Raw genomic sequence first — 19,775 nt, 5'->3', positions numbered from 1 at the left:
AGATGGGAGTAGAAAAAATTAAAGCAGCATTTGAAAATGGTAAGAAAGCATTTATTCCGTACGTAATGGGCGGAGATGGTGGCCTTGAAAAGTTAAAAGAAAGAATTCGTTTTCTAGATGAAGCAGGAGCAAGCATCGTTGAAATTGGTATCCCGTTTTCAGATCCAGTTGCAGATGGCCCAACAATTCAAAGAGCAGGAAAACGAGCACTAGATAGCGGTGTAACAGTAAAAGGCATTTTTCAAGCATTAATAGAGGTAAGGAAAGAAGTACAAATTCCGTTTGTACTTATGACATATTTAAATCCAGTACTTGCATTCGGAAAAGAACAATTCATCGAAAATTGTATAGAAGCAGGGGTAGACGGTATTATTGTTCCAGATTTACCGTATGAAGAACAAGACATTATTGTACGGCTTCTCCGAAATGAAAATATCGCTTTAATCCCACTCGTTACCGTTACGAGCCCAATTGAGCGAATCGAGAAAATTACGAGTGAATCAGAAGGATTTGTTTACGCTGTTACAGTAGCGGGCGTAACGGGAGTACGTCAAAATTTTAAAGATGAGATTCATAGTTATTTAGAAAAAGTAAAATCACATACGCATTTACCGGTAGTGGCAGGGTTCGGTATTTCAACAAAGGAACATGTAGAAGAGATGATTACAATATGTGACGGCGTTGTCGTTGGAAGTAAAGTGATTGAGCTGTTAGAAAATGAAAAACGAGAAGAAATATGTGAATTAATACAGGCAACAAAACAAAAAGAAGAGGCATAAGTCTCTTCTTTTTGTTTTACGAAATAAATGTTAAAATATACAGAAAATACATATAATTTAGAGGGTGAGAAAGCATGCTAAGACGGAAACTACTATATCTTCTTTTAACTGTACCACTATACGCTTGGCTCATTAGCATGACGCAAATAGAGTTGATGGCTCTATTTTTAGGATATGTATTCATCTTTTCCAACTTAAATCGTATTCAAGAGCAATCTATTTTAGAAATATGTATATTTTCGATTAGTATAGAACTATTTAGTATCGTTTCGATTGTATTATTAAATGAAGTATTCCGATGGATCTATTCATTTGAATTCATGAAATTTGGAAATGTTGTATTGCAAGTCATATGTGCTTATATTGTGTTTGTTCTGTTAGACAAAATGGTCGGACAGCAGACGGTTTTTCAGGATAAAAGAAAATGGGGGTGAATGAAAAAGGTGCCGTTTGGCTCCTTTTTTAAATCTGTTGCAAAAACAATTGAAATTTATGGTATCTGTTATATAATAGTTAAAAATTGTATTTTTAATGAAAAGAGATGATAACATGGCCATATTGTTGGCACTTATCCCAATTATGATGATTTTCATTTGTTTATTTTTATTTAAACAAACGTCATTAAGGTCCTCGTTAATTTCTTATGCGGTGTCTGTTGGAATCGTTTTACTCTCGCCAACGTTTCAACTAGGGATAAGTAAAACTGTGCACGCAACGATTAAAGGTTGGTTAATTTGTTTTATTGTCGGATACGTTTTATTTTTCGGTATTTTTTTATTTCACCTCATGAACAAAATGGGGTACATCGATCAAGTAGCACGTTTTCTAGAAGAAGTGACACACGATCGTTTATTACAAATGCTTCTTATGTGTTTTGGTATTTGCCCACTAATTGAATCAGTAAGTGGATTTGGAATTGGCTTTATGGTTGCAGCACCTATTTTTCTATCATTAGGCTATAAACCGTTTCAAGCTGTACTACTTTCATTTATTGGTTTACTAGCTAGTTCATGGGGGGCAATGGCAACTGGTACGATTATCGGTTCGCAGCTTATAAACATGCCCCTTACAACACTTGGCACAAATACAGCACTACTAAGCATTCCGATGTTTGCTTATTTTGTCATTCTTTCCTTACATGTTGTAGGTGGCTGGCAGGCGGTGATTGAAAAGTGGAAGGAAGGATTCGGTTTCTTTTTATTATTTTCTCTCGGAATCTACCTTTCTAACGCATATGTAAGTGTTGAACTCGCAGGTATATTAAGTTCTATCGTTACCATTACATTTGGCTTTCTTATCGTTAAATTAAAAGGAAAAAACGAACAAAACCTAATAACAGAACATGCTGCGACAACGGAAAGAGAAGTATCTATTATAAAAATTATTAGCCCTTATATATTCTTAACTGTTTGTATATTGCTTTCTCGCCTCGTGCCAGCATTACATGATTTGTTCAGATCATATGCAGTCCTTGATTTAAAATCATACTCTTACAAGCTAGAAATGCTATATTCACCAGGATTTTGGCTCGGTATGACTTGTTTATTTACGATTGTTTTCTTCCGCATTCCATCTCATATTATTAAACAATCAATCTCGCAAACGATAAAACAATGGATTCCATTTGCAATTACGACGACAATGTTTATCGCCATTTCAGAACTAATGGGTGCATCTGGCATGCATGCATTACTTGCAAAAACGGCTGGTGAAACATTTGGAACTTTTTTCGTTTTCGTTGCTCCGTTCATCGGAGCAATAGGTGGATTCTTAACAGGTAGTAACGCAGGATCAAATGCGATGTTTATAAAACTACAAATGCAAACTGCGCAAAATGTAGCACTCCCGTGGCAATACGTTACAACGCTTCAAAATACAGCGTCATCAGTAGCGACAATCGCTTGCCCGTCACGAATTACACTTGGCGCTTACTTATGTAACATACCATATCGTGAAAATGAACTATTGAAGAAAACGACGTTAATGATTTTTGGTGCGGTGTTGCTTGTAGTGGTAGAGGTTATTGTTTGGTATATGTTGAGAAATTAAAAATCCTCCTGACATAGGAGGATTTTTTGTACGATTGGATAATGTTTTAAACATGAATAGCTTCTATTAAATGAATAGGAGATGAAATGTATGCCCCTAAAAAACTACGGCGTGTTAAAAGGTACAATTATACAATCTAAAATCGGAAAAGGGAAAACTCCACATTATCAAGTTCATTTACAAGGTGAAGCAGAAGTAGATTATCGTATTGCAATTAATGTAAAGTCGCAAAGTTATCCGTCAGAAGTTTTATATTTTGCGAGCGACAATACTCGGTCAGAAGCGATTCATATTTTACCAACATTACCATTTGGTTTTACAGAAATAAAAAACAATGAACCGAAAGTAGCTTTAGACTACGTAAGAGGTAATTTATTTGATTCAAAGCAAATGGTTCCTTTACCTGCTGAAAAAGCAGGAGTAGACAATGATTTAAATGAAAAAATAGAACATTATATAAAACGAGCGATAGAAGAAAAAGCAATTATTTACGCGTTCGGTGAAAGATGGGGACCAGAAGAAAATACACCCGATTCTTACTTTCATTTCGAACCAGGAAACGGGATACATGATATTCACATGAATCAAGGGAATGTAGAGAAATGGAAAGGTGATAATGGTATATGGCAAGACGGAGGAATACTCATTCATTTTGAAAAGGAAGAAAAATGGATTGGTATCTTTCTTGCCTTCCAATCACAGTCATGGTGTACGGATGAAGAGGGACATGCTCGTGTGCCGGTTGAGCATTGTGATTATACAAGTAAGAGATAGTTTAGTATACAGGGAAAGGCCATTGCAAGTTAGATGGTCCTTTTTTGTGTGATACAATTATTTACAATTTTGTTCACCTTGATATAATTGAATAGTCAGAAAAAAAGGGGAGGGTGAAAATGAAAGGAAATAAACCGAAAGTTCTAATACTGGGATCGTGTCATATGAGTGAGCATGAAGAATTATTATCGGAAAAGAGGCAAGCCGAAATTAGAGAGCTTGTTTCTATCATACAGAAATTCCAGCCAACAAAAATTGCAGTTGAAAGTATTACAGATAAGCAGGATAAATTAAATGAGGATTTTAAACAGTACAAGATAGGTGCATACGAATTAGCATTAAATGAAATAGATCAAATTGGTTTTAGAATGGCAGCAAACTTAAAGCATAAACAGGTATATGCAATTGATTGGATGGGTGGAAATGAAGTTACTGATGTTTGGGATGTACATAAATGGGTGAAAGAAAATCAACCAGATTTATTTGAAGAAATATTTAGTTCGGTACCAGAAATAAATTTAGCGGATACTAAAAGTGTTCTTGAGTTTTACCAAGAAATGAATAATCAAGAAGTATTTAATCAGCTACATAAGTTATATGTGAATATGGCACGCATTGGTGATTTTGGTCAATATGTTGGGATGGAATGGTTAACATGGTGGTATAAAAGAAATTTAATTATGTATTCAAATATTGTTCGTTTAATTGAATCAACTGAGGAGCGTATTTTATTTATAGTTGGTGTGTCACATTGTTCGATTGTTGCTAGATTCCTTGAAGAAGGAGAGAATTGTGAGGTCGTATTAGCAGACAAATATCTGTATGAAGAACATGCATTTAAATAAAAGGGTATCCAGTTGTAATTGGATACCCTTTTATTTAAATAGAACGCCCTCCTCTTATTTTATAAAACCCAAAACTAACAAGTGTAGAAAGACAAGAGAACAATAGTGCCACGCTAGAAAATGCAATGAGATACATATTATACTTCATCACTTTGCCAATTAAATGGTTACTGTCGTACTGAAACAGTCCTGCGATTATGTTGAATAAAAATAACATGATAAACATGACGATGACACCGTCTATTGATCCTTTAATATCTGGTTTACTTAAAGCGATATGTGCAGAAATACAAATGGCGATAAATAAAAATAACCAAAAAGAAGGATTTAATAAATTACTTATTGTAAATAAGCTTTTCAATAATACAAACGTCGACAAGAGCATGTTTTGAACCATTTCTATATTAATAGAAGTAGCAGCGATTGTTTTTTCGAGAGTTGCATTAAATAAGAAATATGAATTTGGTACGAAATAGCGCATTAACAGGATTAATGCAGTAATACCCGAAATAATAGGACCAATTCCAATGAAGAAGTTCCCAATTCGTTGATATACACTTTTATGATTGTATTGATGTTGTACGTAGCCTAAAGCGCCTTGACTTGTATCTGTTGGGAAGAACTGCGTTGCTACAATTTTATGACGAAATAGTACACACATAATGGCATGTCCAAGTTCGTGAATAGGAACTCCAATCCACGCCGTTAAAAGAAATCCTTTTCTTCCGAAAGCTCTCGACCAATACATTCGTGTGAGAGATTCTAAATAGCCTAATAGAAATCCAATTACAATGATAACGCCAATTAAAGAAAATAATTGGATTACGCTTGTAAGGAGTATTTGAAAAATTGAGTTTACCAATTCCATTGTCTTTCATCCAATCTGTTAGAAACATTATTTATCCGACTTTAATGTGCAGTAAGACCCCCACCTCAAAATTCAGCGAAAGCAAAGAAGTTAGGTAGGGGATCAACTGCCCATAAAAGTCCGATTGGTTCAACTAATAATCAGTGGGGGATGAAGAAAACCCCCACTGATTAAAGTTTCACTTTATTCTGTTTCATAATAGCATTTTTTTTCAAGATTGCTAGCACATATATTTCTTTTGAAAGAAGGATTTCATAATCTTTTTCTTGTAGTCATGTTTTATGTACAAAGTCATATATTGAATTTGTAACACCCTATACGGTATATGGTTAAGGAGGGATGAGAGAATGAAATGTCCGGCGTGTCACACAGAAAATGCAACAGAGGCAAAGTTTTGCGGGAATTGTGGACATTCGTTAACGGAGGGAGCAGTAGCGAGTAGTGCACAGGGAGAAGGTGAGCAACAGGCACGCGTAGCACAACAAGCAAAGGAAACTCGACCAAATGAAACGGTAGAGCAAGCAAAGCGGTTTGCGAGCGGCTATTTTCAGTTTTTTAAACACGCATTACAAGCACCGACAGCTATTATGAAAAGCGGCAAGATTGAAATACGAAATGGAATTGTAAGTCTTGTTCTTATTTGTTTTTTAGGGGCATGTATTTTTTATAGAATGATGAGTGCTGGGGCAGCACTTACGAGAACGTTAGCGCCAGATTTATCTACTCCTTCTTTCTTTGGAGACTCTATAACAGTCTTTTTATTTTTACTCATTTTAACTTTATTTGTCGGATTTATTATTTTTGTCAGTGGGAAGATGATGAAATCATCTTTTTCGTTTCTTGAAGTATTTGGTATATGGGGAACGATAGCGACGCCAGCTATTGCTATATTAGTTCTTTCTTTTCTGTTTAGCTTTTTATTAATCTTTTTCTTACCAATCTTATTAGGGCTGGCCACAACGTATATGTCAATTAGTATAATTGTCGCTATAGTAAAGCTAGATAACGGCGGATTAGACCCTATTTATACACTTCTTATTGCAAATGTTTTAATCGGAATTGCAACATTTATTGTGCTGTGGTCTTACATTAGCACGATAATTCAAACCTTTACACAGGGAATAACTGGCCTCTAAAGAAAAGGTGGATGAATGTATGTACAAAGTGTGTGATTCAGTTTGAAGATTGAATCTTATAATGTTGAACTGAATAAATCAAGAGAATAGAACATATGAAAAAGGTACAGTGCACAACTGTACCTTTTTTATGGTTTTTTAGCTGGACCAGGTTCTCTTGAGAAAAAGATATGAAAGAGGAATGTGACTTTGCTTGCTCCTCCTGATGTACTGGCTTGCACATCAGATAAAGAACTAGATGTTAAAGCCGCTTCGGAACGAGGCGGGACGACTATTTTGAGAGTATCATCTGATTCTGAGGATATAGTAACTGTTATTGTATCATCAGAAAAATTTATAATTTTCACAGTACCAACTGGGAAGATTGATTTATTGGCGTGTGATGCAGAAGAGAAGCGAGTGGCTTTCCAAATAGTTTGTGGGAAAGTGTCATTGTCAGATAACCAAGCGCGAGCGCTGTATAAAGTTGCACTAACGGTAAACTCTTGTTCAAGTGGAAGGGCGGGTTTTGGTTCTCTCGGTTCTTCTGGGAGCTGGACGAGAAGGCCGGCGCACATGTATGTTTCACCTACTTTCGGTAGTTACAGTTATAGCATATTAAACATGTTGTTTATAAGACACGACGGTTACCTATTTAGGCATAGGTTTGTGCACAAAATTTGAAGATGAAATTCTCTTTCTTTACAATGGAAGTAGGTGTTATTTCTATAAAATATGGAAAACGTAAAGAGTATGTAAAAAAGAAGGAGTGGTAAAGTGAACTATGTCATTATTGGCGGAGATGCAGCTGGTATGAGTGCAGCGATGCAAATTGTTAGAAACGATGAAAATGCAAATGTTGTGACGTTAGAAAAAGGTGAAATTTATTCTTACGCGCAGTGTGGGTTACCGTATGTCATTAGTGGTGCTATTGCTTCAACGGAAAAGTTAATCGCCCGTAATGTAAAGACGTTTCGTGATAAATATGGAATTGATGCGAAAGTACGACATGAAGTAACGAAAGTAGATACGGAAAAGAAAATAGTATACGCAGAGCATACGAAGACGAAAGATGTCTTTGAATTTTCGTATGATCGATTATTAATTGCGACCGGAGTACGTCCTGTTATGCCAGAATGGGAAGGCCGAGATTTACAAGGTGTTCATCTTTTAAAAACAATTCCGGATGCTGAGCGCATATTAAAAACGCTAGAAACGAATAAAGTTGAAGATGTAACCATTATTGGCGGAGGTGCAATTGGACTTGAGATGGCAGAAACTTTCGTCGAACTTGGTAAGAAAGTAAGAATGATTGAGAGAAATGATCATATCGGTACAATTTATGATGCAGATATGGCGGAATATATACATAAAGAAGCAGATAAACATCATATTGAAATTTTAACGAATGAAAATGTAAAAGCGTTCAAAGGGAATGAACGAGTAGAAGCAGTTGAAACAGATAAAGGTACATATAAAGCGGATCTTGTTTTAGTATCTGTCGGAGTGAAGCCAAATACTGATTTTCTTGAAGGAACAAATATACGTACAAATCATAAAGGGGCAATTGAAGTAAATGCATATATGCAAACGAATGTGCAAGACGTATATGCAGCTGGTGATTGCGCAACACATTACCACGTTATAAAGGAAATTCATGATCATATCCCGCTCGGAACGACTGCCAATAAACAAGGGCGACTTGCAGGACTGAACATGCTGGATAAACGAAGAGCCTTTAAAGGTATGTTAGGTACAGGTATTATTAAATTTATGGATTTGACGCTTGCAAGAACAGGCTTAAATGAAAAAGAAGCAAAAGGACTACATATCCCGTTTAAAACAGTCAAAGTAGATTCGACTAATATGGCGGGCTATTATCCAAATGCGAAACCACTTTACTTGAAATTACTATACCGTTCTGACACGAAACAATTATTAGGCGGACAAGTAATTGGAGAGGAAGGTGTAGATAAACGGATTGATGTGATTGCAATGGCACTTTTCAATAAAATGAGCATTCACGATCTAGAAGATGTCGACTTAAGTTACGCACCACCATATAACAGCGTTTGGGATCCAATTCAGCAAGCGGCAAGGAGAGCAGAATAGCACTTTTTAAGTGCTATTTTTTTGTTAAAGGGTAATCATCATTTTTGTCGAATGAAGAGGATTGGGAAATAGCTACATATGGGGAAGGGGATTATTAAAAATGTTTGTAACACTGCAAACCGTTCAAGAATCAGAAAAAGAAATATTACGTAATTTGTATGCACTATATCTGCATGATCTCTCTAAGTTCACACCCAATATAACAATTGAAGCAAATGGATTTTTTGAATACGAAGATTTATATATGTTTTGGGTAAATGATGGAATCACTCCGTATTTTATTAAAAGTCATAATGAGATTGTAGGATTTTTATTACTACTGGAACGTCCATTTTTGAAGAAGGAAAACGATTTTGGTATAAATGACATTTTCATATTGAATCAGTACAAAGGAAAAGGAATCGGTAAACAAGTTATTGAGAGTTTGCTAAAAGAGAAACGAGGAAAATATTTCGTTATCGAACTTGTGAAAAATGTACCGGCTGTTTCTTTTTGGAAGAAAGTATACAGGGAGCTAAACATCGAATTTGATGAGAAAATACAGTTAATCGATGATGAAGAATGTCTCGTTCAAACGTTTGAAATATAATGAAATGGATTCTTTTAGTATATTACTTTGAAATTTAACTTTATTTTGAATATATCTTTCACCCTTGAAAACATAGTATGTATCGCTTATATTGTCATATAGTATTTACTTTAAAATAAAGCAATGAACGAACCAGGGGGCACAGTATGGCAATTAATATGAAAACAATCGAAGAATGGATTGCTGAATCAAACACAAGACATGAAGAAGACTTTGGACACGTTATTGAAGAGATGAAAGAAGTATGCGTCGGACTTGATAATGCGACATTAATTTATACGAAAAATGTATTTTGTTTCGGTAAGAAAGTAGAAGTATTGTTCTTCTTCCAAGACCATGTCGTGATCGGACAAGAAAAAGACGAATATGTTGAAATTGAAAAATTAAAGTATGATGCCATTACAAATAGTAACTTAAAAACAAACGATAAAAATACAACGCTAGAATTAAAGTTTGCTAACGGACAAACTATCAATTTAGATAGTTTAAATGATAACTATGGTACGAAAAACTGGTTATTTGCGAGACAAATAAAGAGCATTTTCAAATTAATCTAGTGAAAAAGCACGCCGATAGCCGGCGTGCTTCTAAATACGCAAATCCCCTTTTAACCAATTCCGCGCCCGATAAGCCCCAACGGGAATTTGAATGAGAGACGTTTCATTCCCAGTATCTATCCCGTACAACTGATCACATGAATTTGTATCAAAACTAAGTAAAGGATGCCCGCCCATCCCCATCGCGGTCGCTGCAAAAACGAGTTTATGAACGAGTATACCTGCTTCCATTTGGTGAATGCGGTATCCTCTATAGCCTAATGCACGTGTATAATAATCTTTCTTTCCGACTACATGCAAGCAAAGCGGTACTTGAAAAAGGTTTACGTTATCCATCGTCATACTAGATTGAAGGGGATAACGAAGGTCCCCATATCGAAGTGGTTGTATGGAATGCGTTTTACTATTATAAGCGTAAGCCCCGTTTTTTATATCTTTTACGTTATAGAAACACCCATATAATGCGACGCGTGCATTTTCATTTATATACTTACTGTCAAGGTCGTTGTAATAAGGGAAGGAGAGGCTCGCTTCTTGTAGTAAAGTAGCGAGCTCGGCTGCATCCAATTTCGTTAAAGTAAAGTCAGCATCAGGGGAATACCGTTTTCTGCAAAGTTGTAAGAAATCATAAGATAAATGCTCTACTTTCGGCAGTTGTATAGCGTGCTCATGATGTTGATAGTGCTCTTCATGAGTTAGTGTTTGAAACTGTGCTGTCGATTCGATCATAGAAGCTTCATTTATTTTTGTTATCATCGGATACTCATTTACATGCTTTGAGTGAACGAAATGTTCATGTGCGAGCGGCGGAATTTGTTGTAACAACTTATGAGAAGTAACTGTTTTATTTTCACGGTAATCATTGTGAAACCAATCAGTTTGTGGCTCTGTACTAAAAGGAACAACAGCATACACGCTTTCTTCGCCTTCTGGCAGTCCGAGTAAATGATTGATTGCACGATCTAAAAACTGAAAATATACGCCATTTGTGTAACCGAACTGTTTGGCACATTCAAGTAATTGTCCGATGAGAACACCACTATCTAACCCTTGAAGCCGATACGAAAAGTTATTGTATTTAAAGTAGTTTTTCCAAAACATAGTGGATACGAATGCAGCACCAAAACAAGACTGTAAGTTACAACGATTGCCGAGTGCTTCTGAAAGATAAGAATCGAAATTTCCTTCGCGTAGTAAGATAAGTCGGTGATGCGCGGCATCGTAATGGTAAATACCGTCTGGATAATCGTCAATCTTTAAATATATATACAATTCATTTGGATATAAAGCACCGCCGGAAGGGATAGATCTTCGGAATAAAATTTTCTCGCTATTTAGCTGACATAACTGGGTTAAACCAAATGAGCACCAAAGGTAATGACCAATCTCATTCAAAGTAGGTGTAGTAGAAGAGTTGGGTAAAGATAATGGGATTTCTAAAGAGAGAGGAATGATAGGTACATTTCGATATAATTTATAAGGAAGCGGTGCATCTTCCCAGTCCACTTCATGATTCGGCATAATTTCGTCTATAGAAAAATGGAGATGATGTAAAAAAGTATCCAGCTGCATAGAATCCCTCCTTTACTATGGAAACGGATGCGGATGTGGATTTAATTGTTCATTTGTTAAAGGCTCAGCGCTATATCCAAGCGTCATCGGTACGGTATACACTCTATCCAGTCCTGTAACCCGAGTAAGATGGTGACCGAACGTCATCGGTAGCATGCCTGGAATAATGACTTTTACACAATGTAATCCGTTTTTTTCTATAAGAGGTACGGTTTGATCTACAATGATTACTTCAAGTCCAGATTGCCCTAGACGGTTTAAAAGTTGATGAAGATCGGATGTTAAATCAAGATCAAATGATTGTAACCTGTTCATTTCTTGGAACGTTTGCATCGGGGCATCGTTACGCAGAAGAAAGTGAAGACGTTCTTCCGCTTCTTTCAATCCGTACAACATACTATGGTCTCCCATTTGGCTAACGAGATAAGGGTCTTGTAAGCAGTTTTCGTAGTGCTCTCTTTTTTGTTCAAGCTCATCGTCTGTTATAAGTAACATGCCTGCTATTTCGTGAATGGCACTCTTTAAAGCGCGGACGGGATCCAAATGAGAGCCTCCAGCACAAACAACGTTCATTCCATGTTCACGCGTATTTTTCGCAATTACCCATAAGCTTGGAATACCATGTTCCATCGTTGCGTTAAAAGCATATAACTCATACCCAGTAATCGTGTACAGCCGCTGGATCATTAATTGTAATTCTGTATCGTTTGCTGAACTAAGATCAAGGCGCGGAAGAGGTAACTCAGCATACCAAGTGAGCAAAAAGGCGTCACGCTCTACAACTTCTAAAATACCGTGAAAAATTGCTTCTTCTAAGCTACCACCAATGGCACAGCCATTTGATGTTTCATATACGTAAGCATCTCGATGACCGAGGCTATAATAAGCGATTGATTCAGGAACTAAAATTGGCCGGTTTTGTGACAATGAATATCCCCATACCCAGTTTTGTTCATAGTCAGGGTCAAACGGTTTAAATGGAAAACCATCACGATTATAGTGTTCATTTGTATGTACACCGAGCGTAAGGGGATTTAGTGCATAATCCTCTAAATCATGAAAACTACCATGCACATTTGTCTTTTTTCCTCGAGGTGACATACCACAATATCGTTCTAAACCTTCTAAAATGGCAGTTGCTTCACTTATTGAAAATGAAAGAGTTCGGCCTGCAACCCCTTCATTTCCAAACATTAATGGCATGTTTATAATAACGTCAGCAAATGGTAATAAAGAATGCTGCATTTTTCCGTTCAACATACCGACTCGGTAATCTAAATAGTCCTTCGTTAAAAATGTGTTTAGTTCATGAATGGAACGACAGCGATATGTTGCATCACTTGTTTTTAAGCTCGGTTGTAATGAAATCGCTGCTGCATCTGCCGTGTCATCAGGCAAATTACTACATACAGGACAGAGCGGATCTGGAAGAAAAGAATGCCGCGTACATTGCAGTGTTTGTAAGTTTAGTAAAATGAGTTCATTTTCTAAAGAAGAATGAGTATGAGTTAATATTTTCTCTGTTTCTGCGCAAATAAGATGGCACATTTGCAGAATGCCATTTTGGGTGGCACGTACATCACGCCTCGTTACGTTTTCTTCTTTTACCGCATATTTTCGTTGTAACTCCCACATTTCTTTTTGATCAAATCCAGCGATAAAGCGTCGTCCATCGGCACAATGAGTACATCCCGCTGCAAGAGGATGAATATAAGGACCGATAATACCTTCACCAAATGAAGTAAAACCACGTAGCCACGGAATATGATTTGACCGGAAAGTTAGCTCAGCGTCATGATGAATCGTAGAAGGAGAGCCGTCATGTAATACGAGAGCGAGGTCGATATTTTCAGGGAGTTCGTCTGCGATTGTATGTTGGCGCATGATGGAGTATTGTTTGCATAACTGATCATGTACATAGTCTGCAAGAAGGCCATCTCCTATAAGTAATATATTTTGAGTCATAGACTATCCTCCTTTGCAATTAAAACCCCGTACACACCATCTAAGTTTTCTTTCAAAAATGATTCAATTGCCAAATCAAATACAAATGGATAGAAATTATGTTCTTCTAAATGTTGTAAGGCGAGCTGTACAGATTGCGTACTTGGAATTTCTTCTTCCTCTTGTATTTCTAATCTAAAAGAATCAGTATCATATAAAATGATAGAGGATTCAGGCAAAATATTAGTTCTGTAAGGAGTCTCTTCATTTTGACTATGAAGAAGTGATAGTTGTAGTGCGTTTCGTAAGGCTAACGTCATATTAATATTAGATGCACCATACCATCGATCATTTATATCGACCCAAACGACTGGAAAGCTGAGAATATCTTCACCCATTGCGATTTTAGGTGTTTCATGAATTGTAGCGAGGGCATCGTAATAAAATCTACAATGTTTATCATGAATTTCGGTTAAGTCGATCGTCGTAATTTCTTCTAGCATATGTGATTGTCGTTCATACAGTTTGTGATTTAAATGTTGTTGTAATGCCCGGTATACACCCTCTGTCATCGTTTCTCCAGCGCCAATACCGATATCGGTATGTTCAGGGATAAGGCGGTGCATAATTTCTGCTACGTATGTTTCAATTCCTACTAAACCAGCTTCTCGGCGCGCTTCATTGTGAGTTAAACCAGCGCAAGTCATAAGAGGGAGGAGGGAAGCTGGGCCATCTGATAGAGGTGTAGCTACTTGAATATTGCATTGTGATAATGGTAATTGATATAAATCTTCTTCATCCCATACATGGAATATACCAGCTTCTTTAGAAGTTAATGAATCGAAAAAACGGAATAAATCAGTTGAAGTATGCTGGATAGACCGATGCTCAAGTTGTTCAGAAAGATTTTCTATCGTATCAATTGTAAAACTTTCATCAGTTGCGAGAGGATGTTTTATAAAGGGATGCCATGTTCCTTCGAGTGTTTCATAATTTAATAAAAAGAATTGAGGTTCTTTTTCTCGGTAAGAATCATTAGCAACGTGCTTAAATAATTCAAAAACGATTATATTTGCTAGCATTGCAGATGTAATAGGGGAGAAGGCGGCTGATGAATTTTCATTTTGTAAAGTCGTTTCATGTAGCCGATGCCATGCGGATTCCCAGCATTCTTCACGATTAGCCATTACGACAGGACCAGCTATACCAAGTGTTGATAAACAGACGGCTGGTATGAAGTTCTTTCCTACTTCTTTGCAAATCGTGTGAGCTGCTCTTAGGCCATCAATATCTCCATTTTGAGAAACGTACAAAATCCAGTCGAAAGGCTCGAACACTTCATGCAGAGGACGATCAATTGTCGTATCTATTTCTTGAACAAGTACAGTATCATCCACTTCATGTGCAAGTTCTATTAGCTCATGAATGCGGTCGTAATTCGTTTCTTCATAATCTGTCACAAGGTAATGAAAGGTAGGTAATCCGGATTCTAATAAAGAAGAAACTAAGGAAGTAAGCATATCTCCAGAACCAATTATAAGGACATTCGCTTTGCGGTACGTTTCGAATTTTAATGCGCCTGAGTGAGAATCTGCTTCTAGAAATTCAATTTGTGAAGCGTATCTATCAAGTAATGCGCTGTTTAATTCGTGAGGTGCGTCTTGACTTACATCACGGACAAATCCATTTGTATATAAAATCTCTCCAATTTCAAGTACACGATTTTGATAGGGAAGAGGGAGCCCATCCGTTATTTCTGCTAAAGAATAATTACCGTTAAACATCGGCATTAATTTTTCAATCCAATTATAAATTCCATCACCGTCCATCCGAAATGAACTGGCGTTATTTCGAAAATAGACACCCCCGTTTGAGTCGGGGAGGAAGAAGGTATCCTTATTTGCTTTCAATTTTGCATGAATTGGAAGGTTACTCATTTTAATCCTCCTTACGTTATAGGCATACATTATTAGCTTATGTCATGCGATTTGTCCCGTATGAACGCAAAAAAGGCTGTAGAATGATTATTCTACAGCCTTTATATAATAGATTATTAATCTATCAACCTTCTAATAATAATGATTTTGGATCTTCAAGCATATCTTTAACAGCAACAAGGAAGCTAACTGCTTCTTTACCATCAACAATACGGTGATCGTAAGATAAAGCGATGTACATCATTGGACGGTTTTCCATACGTTCTGCATCAATTGCAACAGGACGTACTTGGATTTTGTGCATTCCTAAAATACCAACTTGTGGACTGTTTAGGATCGGTGTTGACATTAGAGAACCGAACACACCACCGTTTGTAATTGTGAATGTACCACCTTGTAGTTCTTTTAATGAAAGTTTGTTGTCACGTGCTTTTTTACCTAATTCACGAATTTCGCTTTCGATTTCAGCGAAGTTTAATTGGTTCGCATCGCGTACAACTGGAACAACTAATCCATCTGGAGCTGCTACTGCAATACCGATATCATAGAATTTTTTAATGATAAGCTCGTCACCTTGAATTTCAGCATTTAATAATGGGAATTGTTTTAATGCTGCAACAACTGCTTTTGTGAAGAATGACATGAAACCAAGACGTACATCATGTTTTTTCTCGAAAGCATCTTTACGCTCTTTACGTAATTCCATGATTGCAGTCATATCAACTTCGTTAAATGTTGTTAACATTGCAGATGTTTGTTGAACTTCTACAAGGCGTTTTGCAATTGTTTGACGGCGGCGGGACATTTTCACGCGCTCAACTGGTTTTTCAAATTCAGTTTTTGCAACTGGAGCAGGAGCTGGACTTTTTGGAGCAGCTGGTGCTTCTTTTGGTGCTGCAGCATGAGCTTGTACATCGTGTGGTCTCACACGTCCAAGTGGATCTGTGCTACGTACGTCGTTTAAGTCGATTCCTAATTCACGAGCCATTTTTCTAGCAGCTGGTGATGCGATAGGACGGTTTGTATTTGGTAAACCTTGTAGAGTTGCAGTTTGTTCAGCACTTGGTGCCGCAGCTTTTGGTGCTTCAGCTGTTTCTTGTTTTGGTTGCTCAGCAGCCGGTGCAGGTGTACTTACTGCAACTGGTGCTCCGTTTGCATCTAAAATTGCGATAGTTGCGCCAACTTCAACTGTATCCCCAGGTTCGCCTAGTAACTTCGATACAATACCTGAATCTTCTGCAATGATTTCTACATTGACTTTATCAGTTTCAAGCTCAACAACGCTGCCACCTTTCTCAACTTTGTCGCCTACGTTGATAAGCCATTGTGAAATAGTTCCTTCTGTAATAGATTCTGCAAGCTCAGGTACTTTAATTTCGATCATTTTAAATGTCCTCCCCTTATTTGCCTAACGGTGTGTTTTTTCTTCTTTTGTCTTCGGTAATCTCCATTTGTTAGCCGCCCCCCTGGGCAGATATTCTGCCCAGGGGAACAAGCTAGAAACCTTCATTGTTACTTTTTAGTTGCTGAAAACTTCAATTTCTAGTTTATCTTGACGGAAGTTATACTTCACATCTAAAGCGTGAGCAACAATTAGTTCTTGCTCAGCTTTGTGAGCGAATGGATCGCCACCAGATGGACTAGAGCGATCTGGGCGTCCAATGTAACCCGTTTTCACTTTATCTCCAGCTAGTTCGAACAGAATTGGAGCCATGTAATGCCATGCGCCCATATTACGAGGTTCTTCTTGAACCCAAATAATTTCTTCTAAGTTTTTAAAGCGTTTAATAATAGATTGAACTTTCTCAGCAGGGAATGGGTACAACTGCTCAATGCGAACGATATGAACTTCATCTAAGTTGTACTCATGTTTACCAGACTCGATTTCTGCTGCTAAGTCAATCGCCATTTTACCTGTGCTTAAAACAAGACGTTTTACTTTGTTTGGTTTTGTGCCAAGGTTTTCTTGTTCTAAAGCAGGTTGGAAACGACCTTCGCTTAACTGACTAGCAGTTGAAAGCGTAAGTGGGTGACGTAATAAACTCTTCGGCGTCATCAGTACTAATGGTCGAACAGCTTCTGTTCCTAAGATAGATGCTTGACGACGTAAAATATGGAAGTATTGTGCCGCGCTCGTTAAGTTTGCAACTGTCCAGTTGTTCTCAGCAGCTAACTGTAAGAAACGCTCAGGACGCGCACTAGAGTGCTCTGGTCCTTGACCTTCATAACCGTGTGGTAATAGAAGAACTAAACCAGATTTTTGACCCCATTTTGCTCTTCCTGCTGAAACATATTGATCAAATAATGCTTGCGCAGTATTTGAGAAGTCACCATATTGCGCTTCCCACATAACAAGCGTTTCTGGAGCAAATACGTTATAACCATACTCGTAACCAACAACAGCAGCTTCTGATAACGGACTGTTATGAACAGAGAATGAAGCGTTGATGTTTGGTAAGCGATGTAATGGTGAATATGTTTCATTTGTATCCGTATCGTGTAATACGATGTGACGGTGCGCGAATGTACCACGCTGTGAATCTTGACCAGTTAAACGAATTGGCGTACCTTCTTGTAAAATAGAAGCGAATGCCAATGACTCAGCAAGTGCCCATTCAATTTTACCGTTCTCTTCAAGAGCATCTTTACGGCGCTCAAGAATTTTCTTCACTTTCGGATATACGTTAAAGCCTTCTGGCCAAGATAGTAGACCTTCATTAATTGCACGAAGTGAGTCAATTTCAACACCAGTATCAATTAGTTGAATGCCTTTTGCAACAACATCTGGCACTTTAACGTGAATTGTTGCATCGCTCGTATCAGCTGGCGGTACTTGTGCATAGTCAGATTTTAATTGCTCTTGCGTAAACTGTGTAATTGTTTCAATTTCATCTGCATTTAGAACACCAGCAGCTTGTAATTGATCTGCATAAATTGCTCTTACCGTTGGGTGATTTTTAATCTTTTTGTACACTTGTGGTTGTGTAACTGCTGGGTCATCCATTTCGTTATGACCGTAGCGGCGGTAACCAATTAAATCGATTAAGAAATCTTTTTTGAACAACATGCGATATTGAATCGCAAGGTTAGCAGCAGCAAGACAAGCTTCCGGATCATCAGCGTTCACGTGAACAATCGGAATATCGAAACCCTTTGCAAGGTCACTTGAATATTTTGTAGAACGAGAATCATAGCTATCAGTCGTAAAACCAACTGCATTGTTTGCGATAACATGAATTGTTCCGCCTGTTTGGTACGCGTTCAATCTGCTTAAGTTGAGTGTCTCAGATACAATACCTTGACCAGGGAATGCAGCATCACCATGAACTAAAATTACGAATGATTTTGAAGTATCTTGTTCTGGAAGACCAGATTTTTTACGGTTTTCTTGAGCCGCACGTGCGAAACCTTCTACAACAGGATTCACGAACTCAAGGTGACTTGGGTTATTTGCTAATGTAACGCGAGTGCTAACTTCCTCGTTACTAACGACTTGTTCTCTACCTAAATGGTATTTTACGTCGCCAGTCCAGCCAGAATTTGCTACTGCGCCTTCTATTTTTGCATGTTTGAACTCGGCAAACATGTGACTATATGGTTTTTCTAATACGTGTGCAAGTACGCTTAGACGACCGCGGTGAGCCATACCGATCATGACATCTTCTACGCCGTTTTTAGCACCTTCTAGCACAATTTCATCTAGAACAGGTACAAGCATATCAACGCCCTCGATAGAGAAACGCTTTTGCCCAACGAATGTTTTATGCAAGAATTGCTCGAAACCTTCAACAGCTGTTAAACGTTTTAAAAGAGCAGTTCGTTTTTTATTTGATAGTGGTTGACGCAATGAATTTGATTCCACCATTTGATGCAACCACGCGCGTTCTTCACTATCTTGTATATGAGAAAATTCATAAGCTAAAGTTTGTGTATACACTTCTTTTAATCTATGAATTACATCAAGTGCAGTGTGAATACCTTCTGGTGCATCTTGCCATACTGTTTTTGCTGGAATCGCTTTCAAATCAGCATCGCTCAGTTCGTTCATTGCTTTCTCAAGAAGAGATTGTCCATTTGCAGCATCTTCCATCGGATTGATGTGAGCCAACGTATGCCCGAAAGAACGAATCTGTTCAACAAGTTGAACGACTTTAAGAATTTTTTCAATGTTACCTGTGTTTTGAGGAGAAAAATGTGTTGCTGTGTTGTCCCCTGTTACGACATCATCTTGAAACGAAGGAGCTCCAAAAATTTCAAAAAGCTCTTGTAATTCCGGATCAACAGAACCTGCTCCAGTTACGTAAAGATCATACTGTTCAATAACATAACCAAGGTTCGGACCGTGGAACTTGGCCCAAGGGTTTGTCGTTGTATTCTTCCTCGTCATTTGTTTAAACCTCCCAATGCATATAATCCTTTTTCCATACAAAAAGGTGCATTTTGCTCTTTTCAATAATTGATGAACCAATAATCAATGTAAATGTTTTTCTTTACTCTTATGTTATTACAATAATTTACATAATACCAAACACTATTACTTATCTGTTTTGTAAAAAAACATTCACAATAACTTATCACCCAAGTTAATCTTTCATGTTATAAAGTAATTTCACAGAAAAATAGGGTGGATATAT

Annotated in this window: 16 protein-coding genes; 9 read left to right on the top strand and 7 right to left on the bottom strand. The window is 37.4% G+C overall.

Features of this window, described 5'->3' with window-relative positions; translation table 11 throughout:
* Nucleotides 1–2: 2 nt before the first annotated feature.
* From trpA to ACTFRS_RS17980, 5 genes are all read left to right on the top strand, one after another.
* Nucleotides 3–779: a tryptophan synthase subunit alpha gene (gene trpA, locus ACTFRS_RS18000; RefSeq protein WP_139869758.1), complete on the top strand. Its 777-nt coding sequence runs from the start codon at nucleotides 3–5 to the stop codon at nucleotides 777–779.
* Nucleotides 780–853: 74 nt separating this feature from the next.
* Nucleotides 854–1,213 carry a DUF4029 domain-containing protein gene (locus ACTFRS_RS17995; RefSeq protein ID WP_242293873.1) on the top strand — a complete coding sequence of 120 codons (360 nt, stop codon included), beginning with the start codon at nucleotides 854–856 and terminating at the stop codon, nucleotides 1,211–1,213.
* Nucleotides 1,214–1,328: 115 nt separating this feature from the next.
* The gene (locus tag ACTFRS_RS17990; RefSeq protein ID WP_440023504.1) at nucleotides 1,329–2,828 is read left to right on the top strand and encodes an L-lactate permease; all 1,500 of its coding nucleotides are present in this window, start codon (nucleotides 1,329–1,331) and stop codon (nucleotides 2,826–2,828) included.
* Between the two features lie 90 nt (nucleotides 2,829–2,918).
* Nucleotides 2,919–3,602 (top strand): YukJ family protein, encoded by a 684-nt coding sequence (locus tag ACTFRS_RS17985; protein WP_318160883.1) that lies wholly within the window; start codon nucleotides 2,919–2,921, stop codon nucleotides 3,600–3,602.
* A 119-nt stretch (nucleotides 3,603–3,721) separates the two neighbouring features.
* Nucleotides 3,722–4,447: a DUF5694 domain-containing protein gene (locus ACTFRS_RS17980; protein ID WP_139869752.1), complete on the top strand. Its 726-nt coding sequence runs from the start codon at nucleotides 3,722–3,724 to the stop codon at nucleotides 4,445–4,447.
* Nucleotides 4,448–4,481: 34 nt separating this feature from the next.
* Here the strand turns inward: ACTFRS_RS17980 and ACTFRS_RS17975 are convergent, their stop codons facing one another.
* Nucleotides 4,482–5,315 (bottom strand): hypothetical protein, encoded by an 834-nt coding sequence (locus ACTFRS_RS17975; RefSeq protein ID WP_139869750.1) that lies wholly within the window; start codon nucleotides 5,313–5,315, stop codon nucleotides 4,482–4,484.
* 347 nt (nucleotides 5,316–5,662) lie between these two features.
* Here ACTFRS_RS17975 and ACTFRS_RS17970 point away from each other — a divergent pair, with 347 nt between their 5' ends.
* A complete protein-coding gene (locus ACTFRS_RS17970; RefSeq protein WP_139869748.1) occupies nucleotides 5,663–6,451 on the top strand; it encodes a zinc ribbon domain-containing protein in 789 nt (262 codons plus the stop codon).
* A gap of 128 nt (nucleotides 6,452–6,579) precedes the next feature.
* Here ACTFRS_RS17970 and ACTFRS_RS17965 read toward each other — a convergent pair whose 3' ends face one another.
* Nucleotides 6,580–7,008 (bottom strand): hypothetical protein, encoded by a 429-nt coding sequence (locus tag ACTFRS_RS17965; RefSeq protein ID WP_074567599.1) that lies wholly within the window; start codon nucleotides 7,006–7,008, stop codon nucleotides 6,580–6,582.
* Between the two features lie 199 nt (nucleotides 7,009–7,207).
* Between ACTFRS_RS17965 and ACTFRS_RS17960 the strand changes: the two genes are divergently transcribed.
* From ACTFRS_RS17960 to ACTFRS_RS17950, 3 genes are all read left to right on the top strand, one after another.
* Complete coding sequence (locus ACTFRS_RS17960) at nucleotides 7,208–8,542, top strand: FAD-dependent oxidoreductase (RefSeq protein WP_440023507.1); 1,335 nt, start codon at nucleotides 7,208–7,210, stop codon at nucleotides 8,540–8,542.
* Between the two features lie 100 nt (nucleotides 8,543–8,642).
* Nucleotides 8,643–9,131 (top strand): GNAT family N-acetyltransferase, encoded by a 489-nt coding sequence (locus ACTFRS_RS17955; protein WP_440023509.1) that lies wholly within the window; start codon nucleotides 8,643–8,645, stop codon nucleotides 9,129–9,131.
* A 146-nt stretch (nucleotides 9,132–9,277) separates the two neighbouring features.
* Nucleotides 9,278–9,688: a DUF3908 family protein gene (locus tag ACTFRS_RS17950; protein WP_071715902.1), complete on the top strand. Its 411-nt coding sequence runs from the start codon at nucleotides 9,278–9,280 to the stop codon at nucleotides 9,686–9,688.
* Nucleotides 9,689–9,718: 30 nt separating this feature from the next.
* Here ACTFRS_RS17950 and ACTFRS_RS17945 read toward each other — a convergent pair whose 3' ends face one another.
* From ACTFRS_RS17945 to odhA, 5 genes are all read right to left on the bottom strand, one after another.
* Complete coding sequence (locus ACTFRS_RS17945; RefSeq protein ID WP_440023512.1) at nucleotides 9,719–11,260, bottom strand: SagB family peptide dehydrogenase; 1,542 nt, start codon at nucleotides 11,258–11,260, stop codon at nucleotides 9,719–9,721.
* A 15-nt stretch (nucleotides 11,261–11,275) separates the two neighbouring features.
* Nucleotides 11,276–13,225, bottom strand: a complete 1,950-nt coding sequence (locus tag ACTFRS_RS17940) for a TOMM precursor leader peptide-binding protein (protein WP_139869739.1) — start codon at nucleotides 13,223–13,225, stop codon at nucleotides 11,276–11,278.
* A complete protein-coding gene (locus ACTFRS_RS17935; RefSeq protein ID WP_440023514.1) occupies nucleotides 13,222–15,141 on the bottom strand; it encodes a putative thiazole-containing bacteriocin maturation protein in 1,920 nt (639 codons plus the stop codon). The genes ACTFRS_RS17940 and ACTFRS_RS17935 overlap by 4 nt, the downstream gene beginning before the upstream one ends.
* A 124-nt stretch (nucleotides 15,142–15,265) precedes the next feature.
* Entirely contained in the window at nucleotides 15,266–16,525 is a 1,260-nt protein-coding gene (odhB, locus tag ACTFRS_RS17930; protein WP_000569897.1) for a 2-oxoglutarate dehydrogenase complex dihydrolipoyllysine-residue succinyltransferase, read from the bottom strand.
* Nucleotides 16,526–16,660: 135 nt separating this feature from the next.
* A complete protein-coding gene (odhA, locus tag ACTFRS_RS17925) occupies nucleotides 16,661–19,528 on the bottom strand; it encodes a 2-oxoglutarate dehydrogenase E1 component (protein ID WP_440023516.1) in 2,868 nt (955 codons plus the stop codon).
* Nucleotides 19,529–19,775: the final 247 nt, after the last annotated feature.

The organism is Bacillus cereus group sp. MYBK139-1, assembly GCF_051916915.1.
In the GTDB taxonomy this organism is placed as follows: Bacteria; Bacillota; Bacilli; order Bacillales; family Bacillaceae_G; genus Bacillus_A; species Bacillus_A pacificus.
This window is presented reverse-complemented; position numbering and strand designations above follow the sequence as displayed.

Excerpts from the sequence above, each read along its gene's own strand:
- trpA (WP_139869758.1), top strand. The coding sequence starts at position 3 with ATGGGAGTAGAAAAAATTAAAGCAGCATTTGAAAATGGTAAGAAAGCA.
- ACTFRS_RS17995 (WP_242293873.1), top strand. The coding sequence starts at position 854 with ATGCTAAGACGGAAACTACTATATCTTCTTTTAACTGTACCACTATAC.
- ACTFRS_RS17990 (WP_440023504.1), top strand. The coding sequence starts at position 1,329 with ATGGCCATATTGTTGGCACTTATCCCAATTATGATGATTTTCATTTGT.
- ACTFRS_RS17985 (WP_318160883.1), top strand. The coding sequence starts at position 2,919 with ATGCCCCTAAAAAACTACGGCGTGTTAAAAGGTACAATTATACAATCT.
- ACTFRS_RS17980 (WP_139869752.1), top strand. The coding sequence starts at position 3,722 with ATGAAAGGAAATAAACCGAAAGTTCTAATACTGGGATCGTGTCATATG.
- ACTFRS_RS17975 (WP_139869750.1), bottom strand. The coding sequence starts at position 5,315 with ATGGAATTGGTAAACTCAATTTTTCAAATACTCCTTACAAGCGTAATC.
- ACTFRS_RS17970 (WP_139869748.1), top strand. The coding sequence starts at position 5,663 with ATGAAATGTCCGGCGTGTCACACAGAAAATGCAACAGAGGCAAAGTTT.
- ACTFRS_RS17965 (WP_074567599.1), bottom strand. The coding sequence starts at position 7,008 with ATGTGCGCCGGCCTTCTCGTCCAGCTCCCAGAAGAACCGAGAGAACCA.
- ACTFRS_RS17955 (WP_440023509.1), top strand. The coding sequence starts at position 8,643 with ATGTTTGTAACACTGCAAACCGTTCAAGAATCAGAAAAAGAAATATTA.
- ACTFRS_RS17950 (WP_071715902.1), top strand. The coding sequence starts at position 9,278 with ATGGCAATTAATATGAAAACAATCGAAGAATGGATTGCTGAATCAAAC.
- ACTFRS_RS17945 (WP_440023512.1), bottom strand. The coding sequence starts at position 11,260 with ATGCAGCTGGATACTTTTTTACATCATCTCCATTTTTCTATAGACGAA.
- ACTFRS_RS17940 (WP_139869739.1), bottom strand. The coding sequence starts at position 13,225 with ATGACTCAAAATATATTACTTATAGGAGATGGCCTTCTTGCAGACTAT.
- ACTFRS_RS17935 (WP_440023514.1), bottom strand. The coding sequence starts at position 15,141 with ATGAGTAACCTTCCAATTCATGCAAAATTGAAAGCAAATAAGGATACC.
- odhB (WP_000569897.1), bottom strand. The coding sequence starts at position 16,525 with ATGATCGAAATTAAAGTACCTGAGCTTGCAGAATCTATTACAGAAGGA.
- odhA (WP_440023516.1), bottom strand. The coding sequence starts at position 19,528 with ATGACGAGGAAGAATACAACGACAAACCCTTGGGCCAAGTTCCACGGT.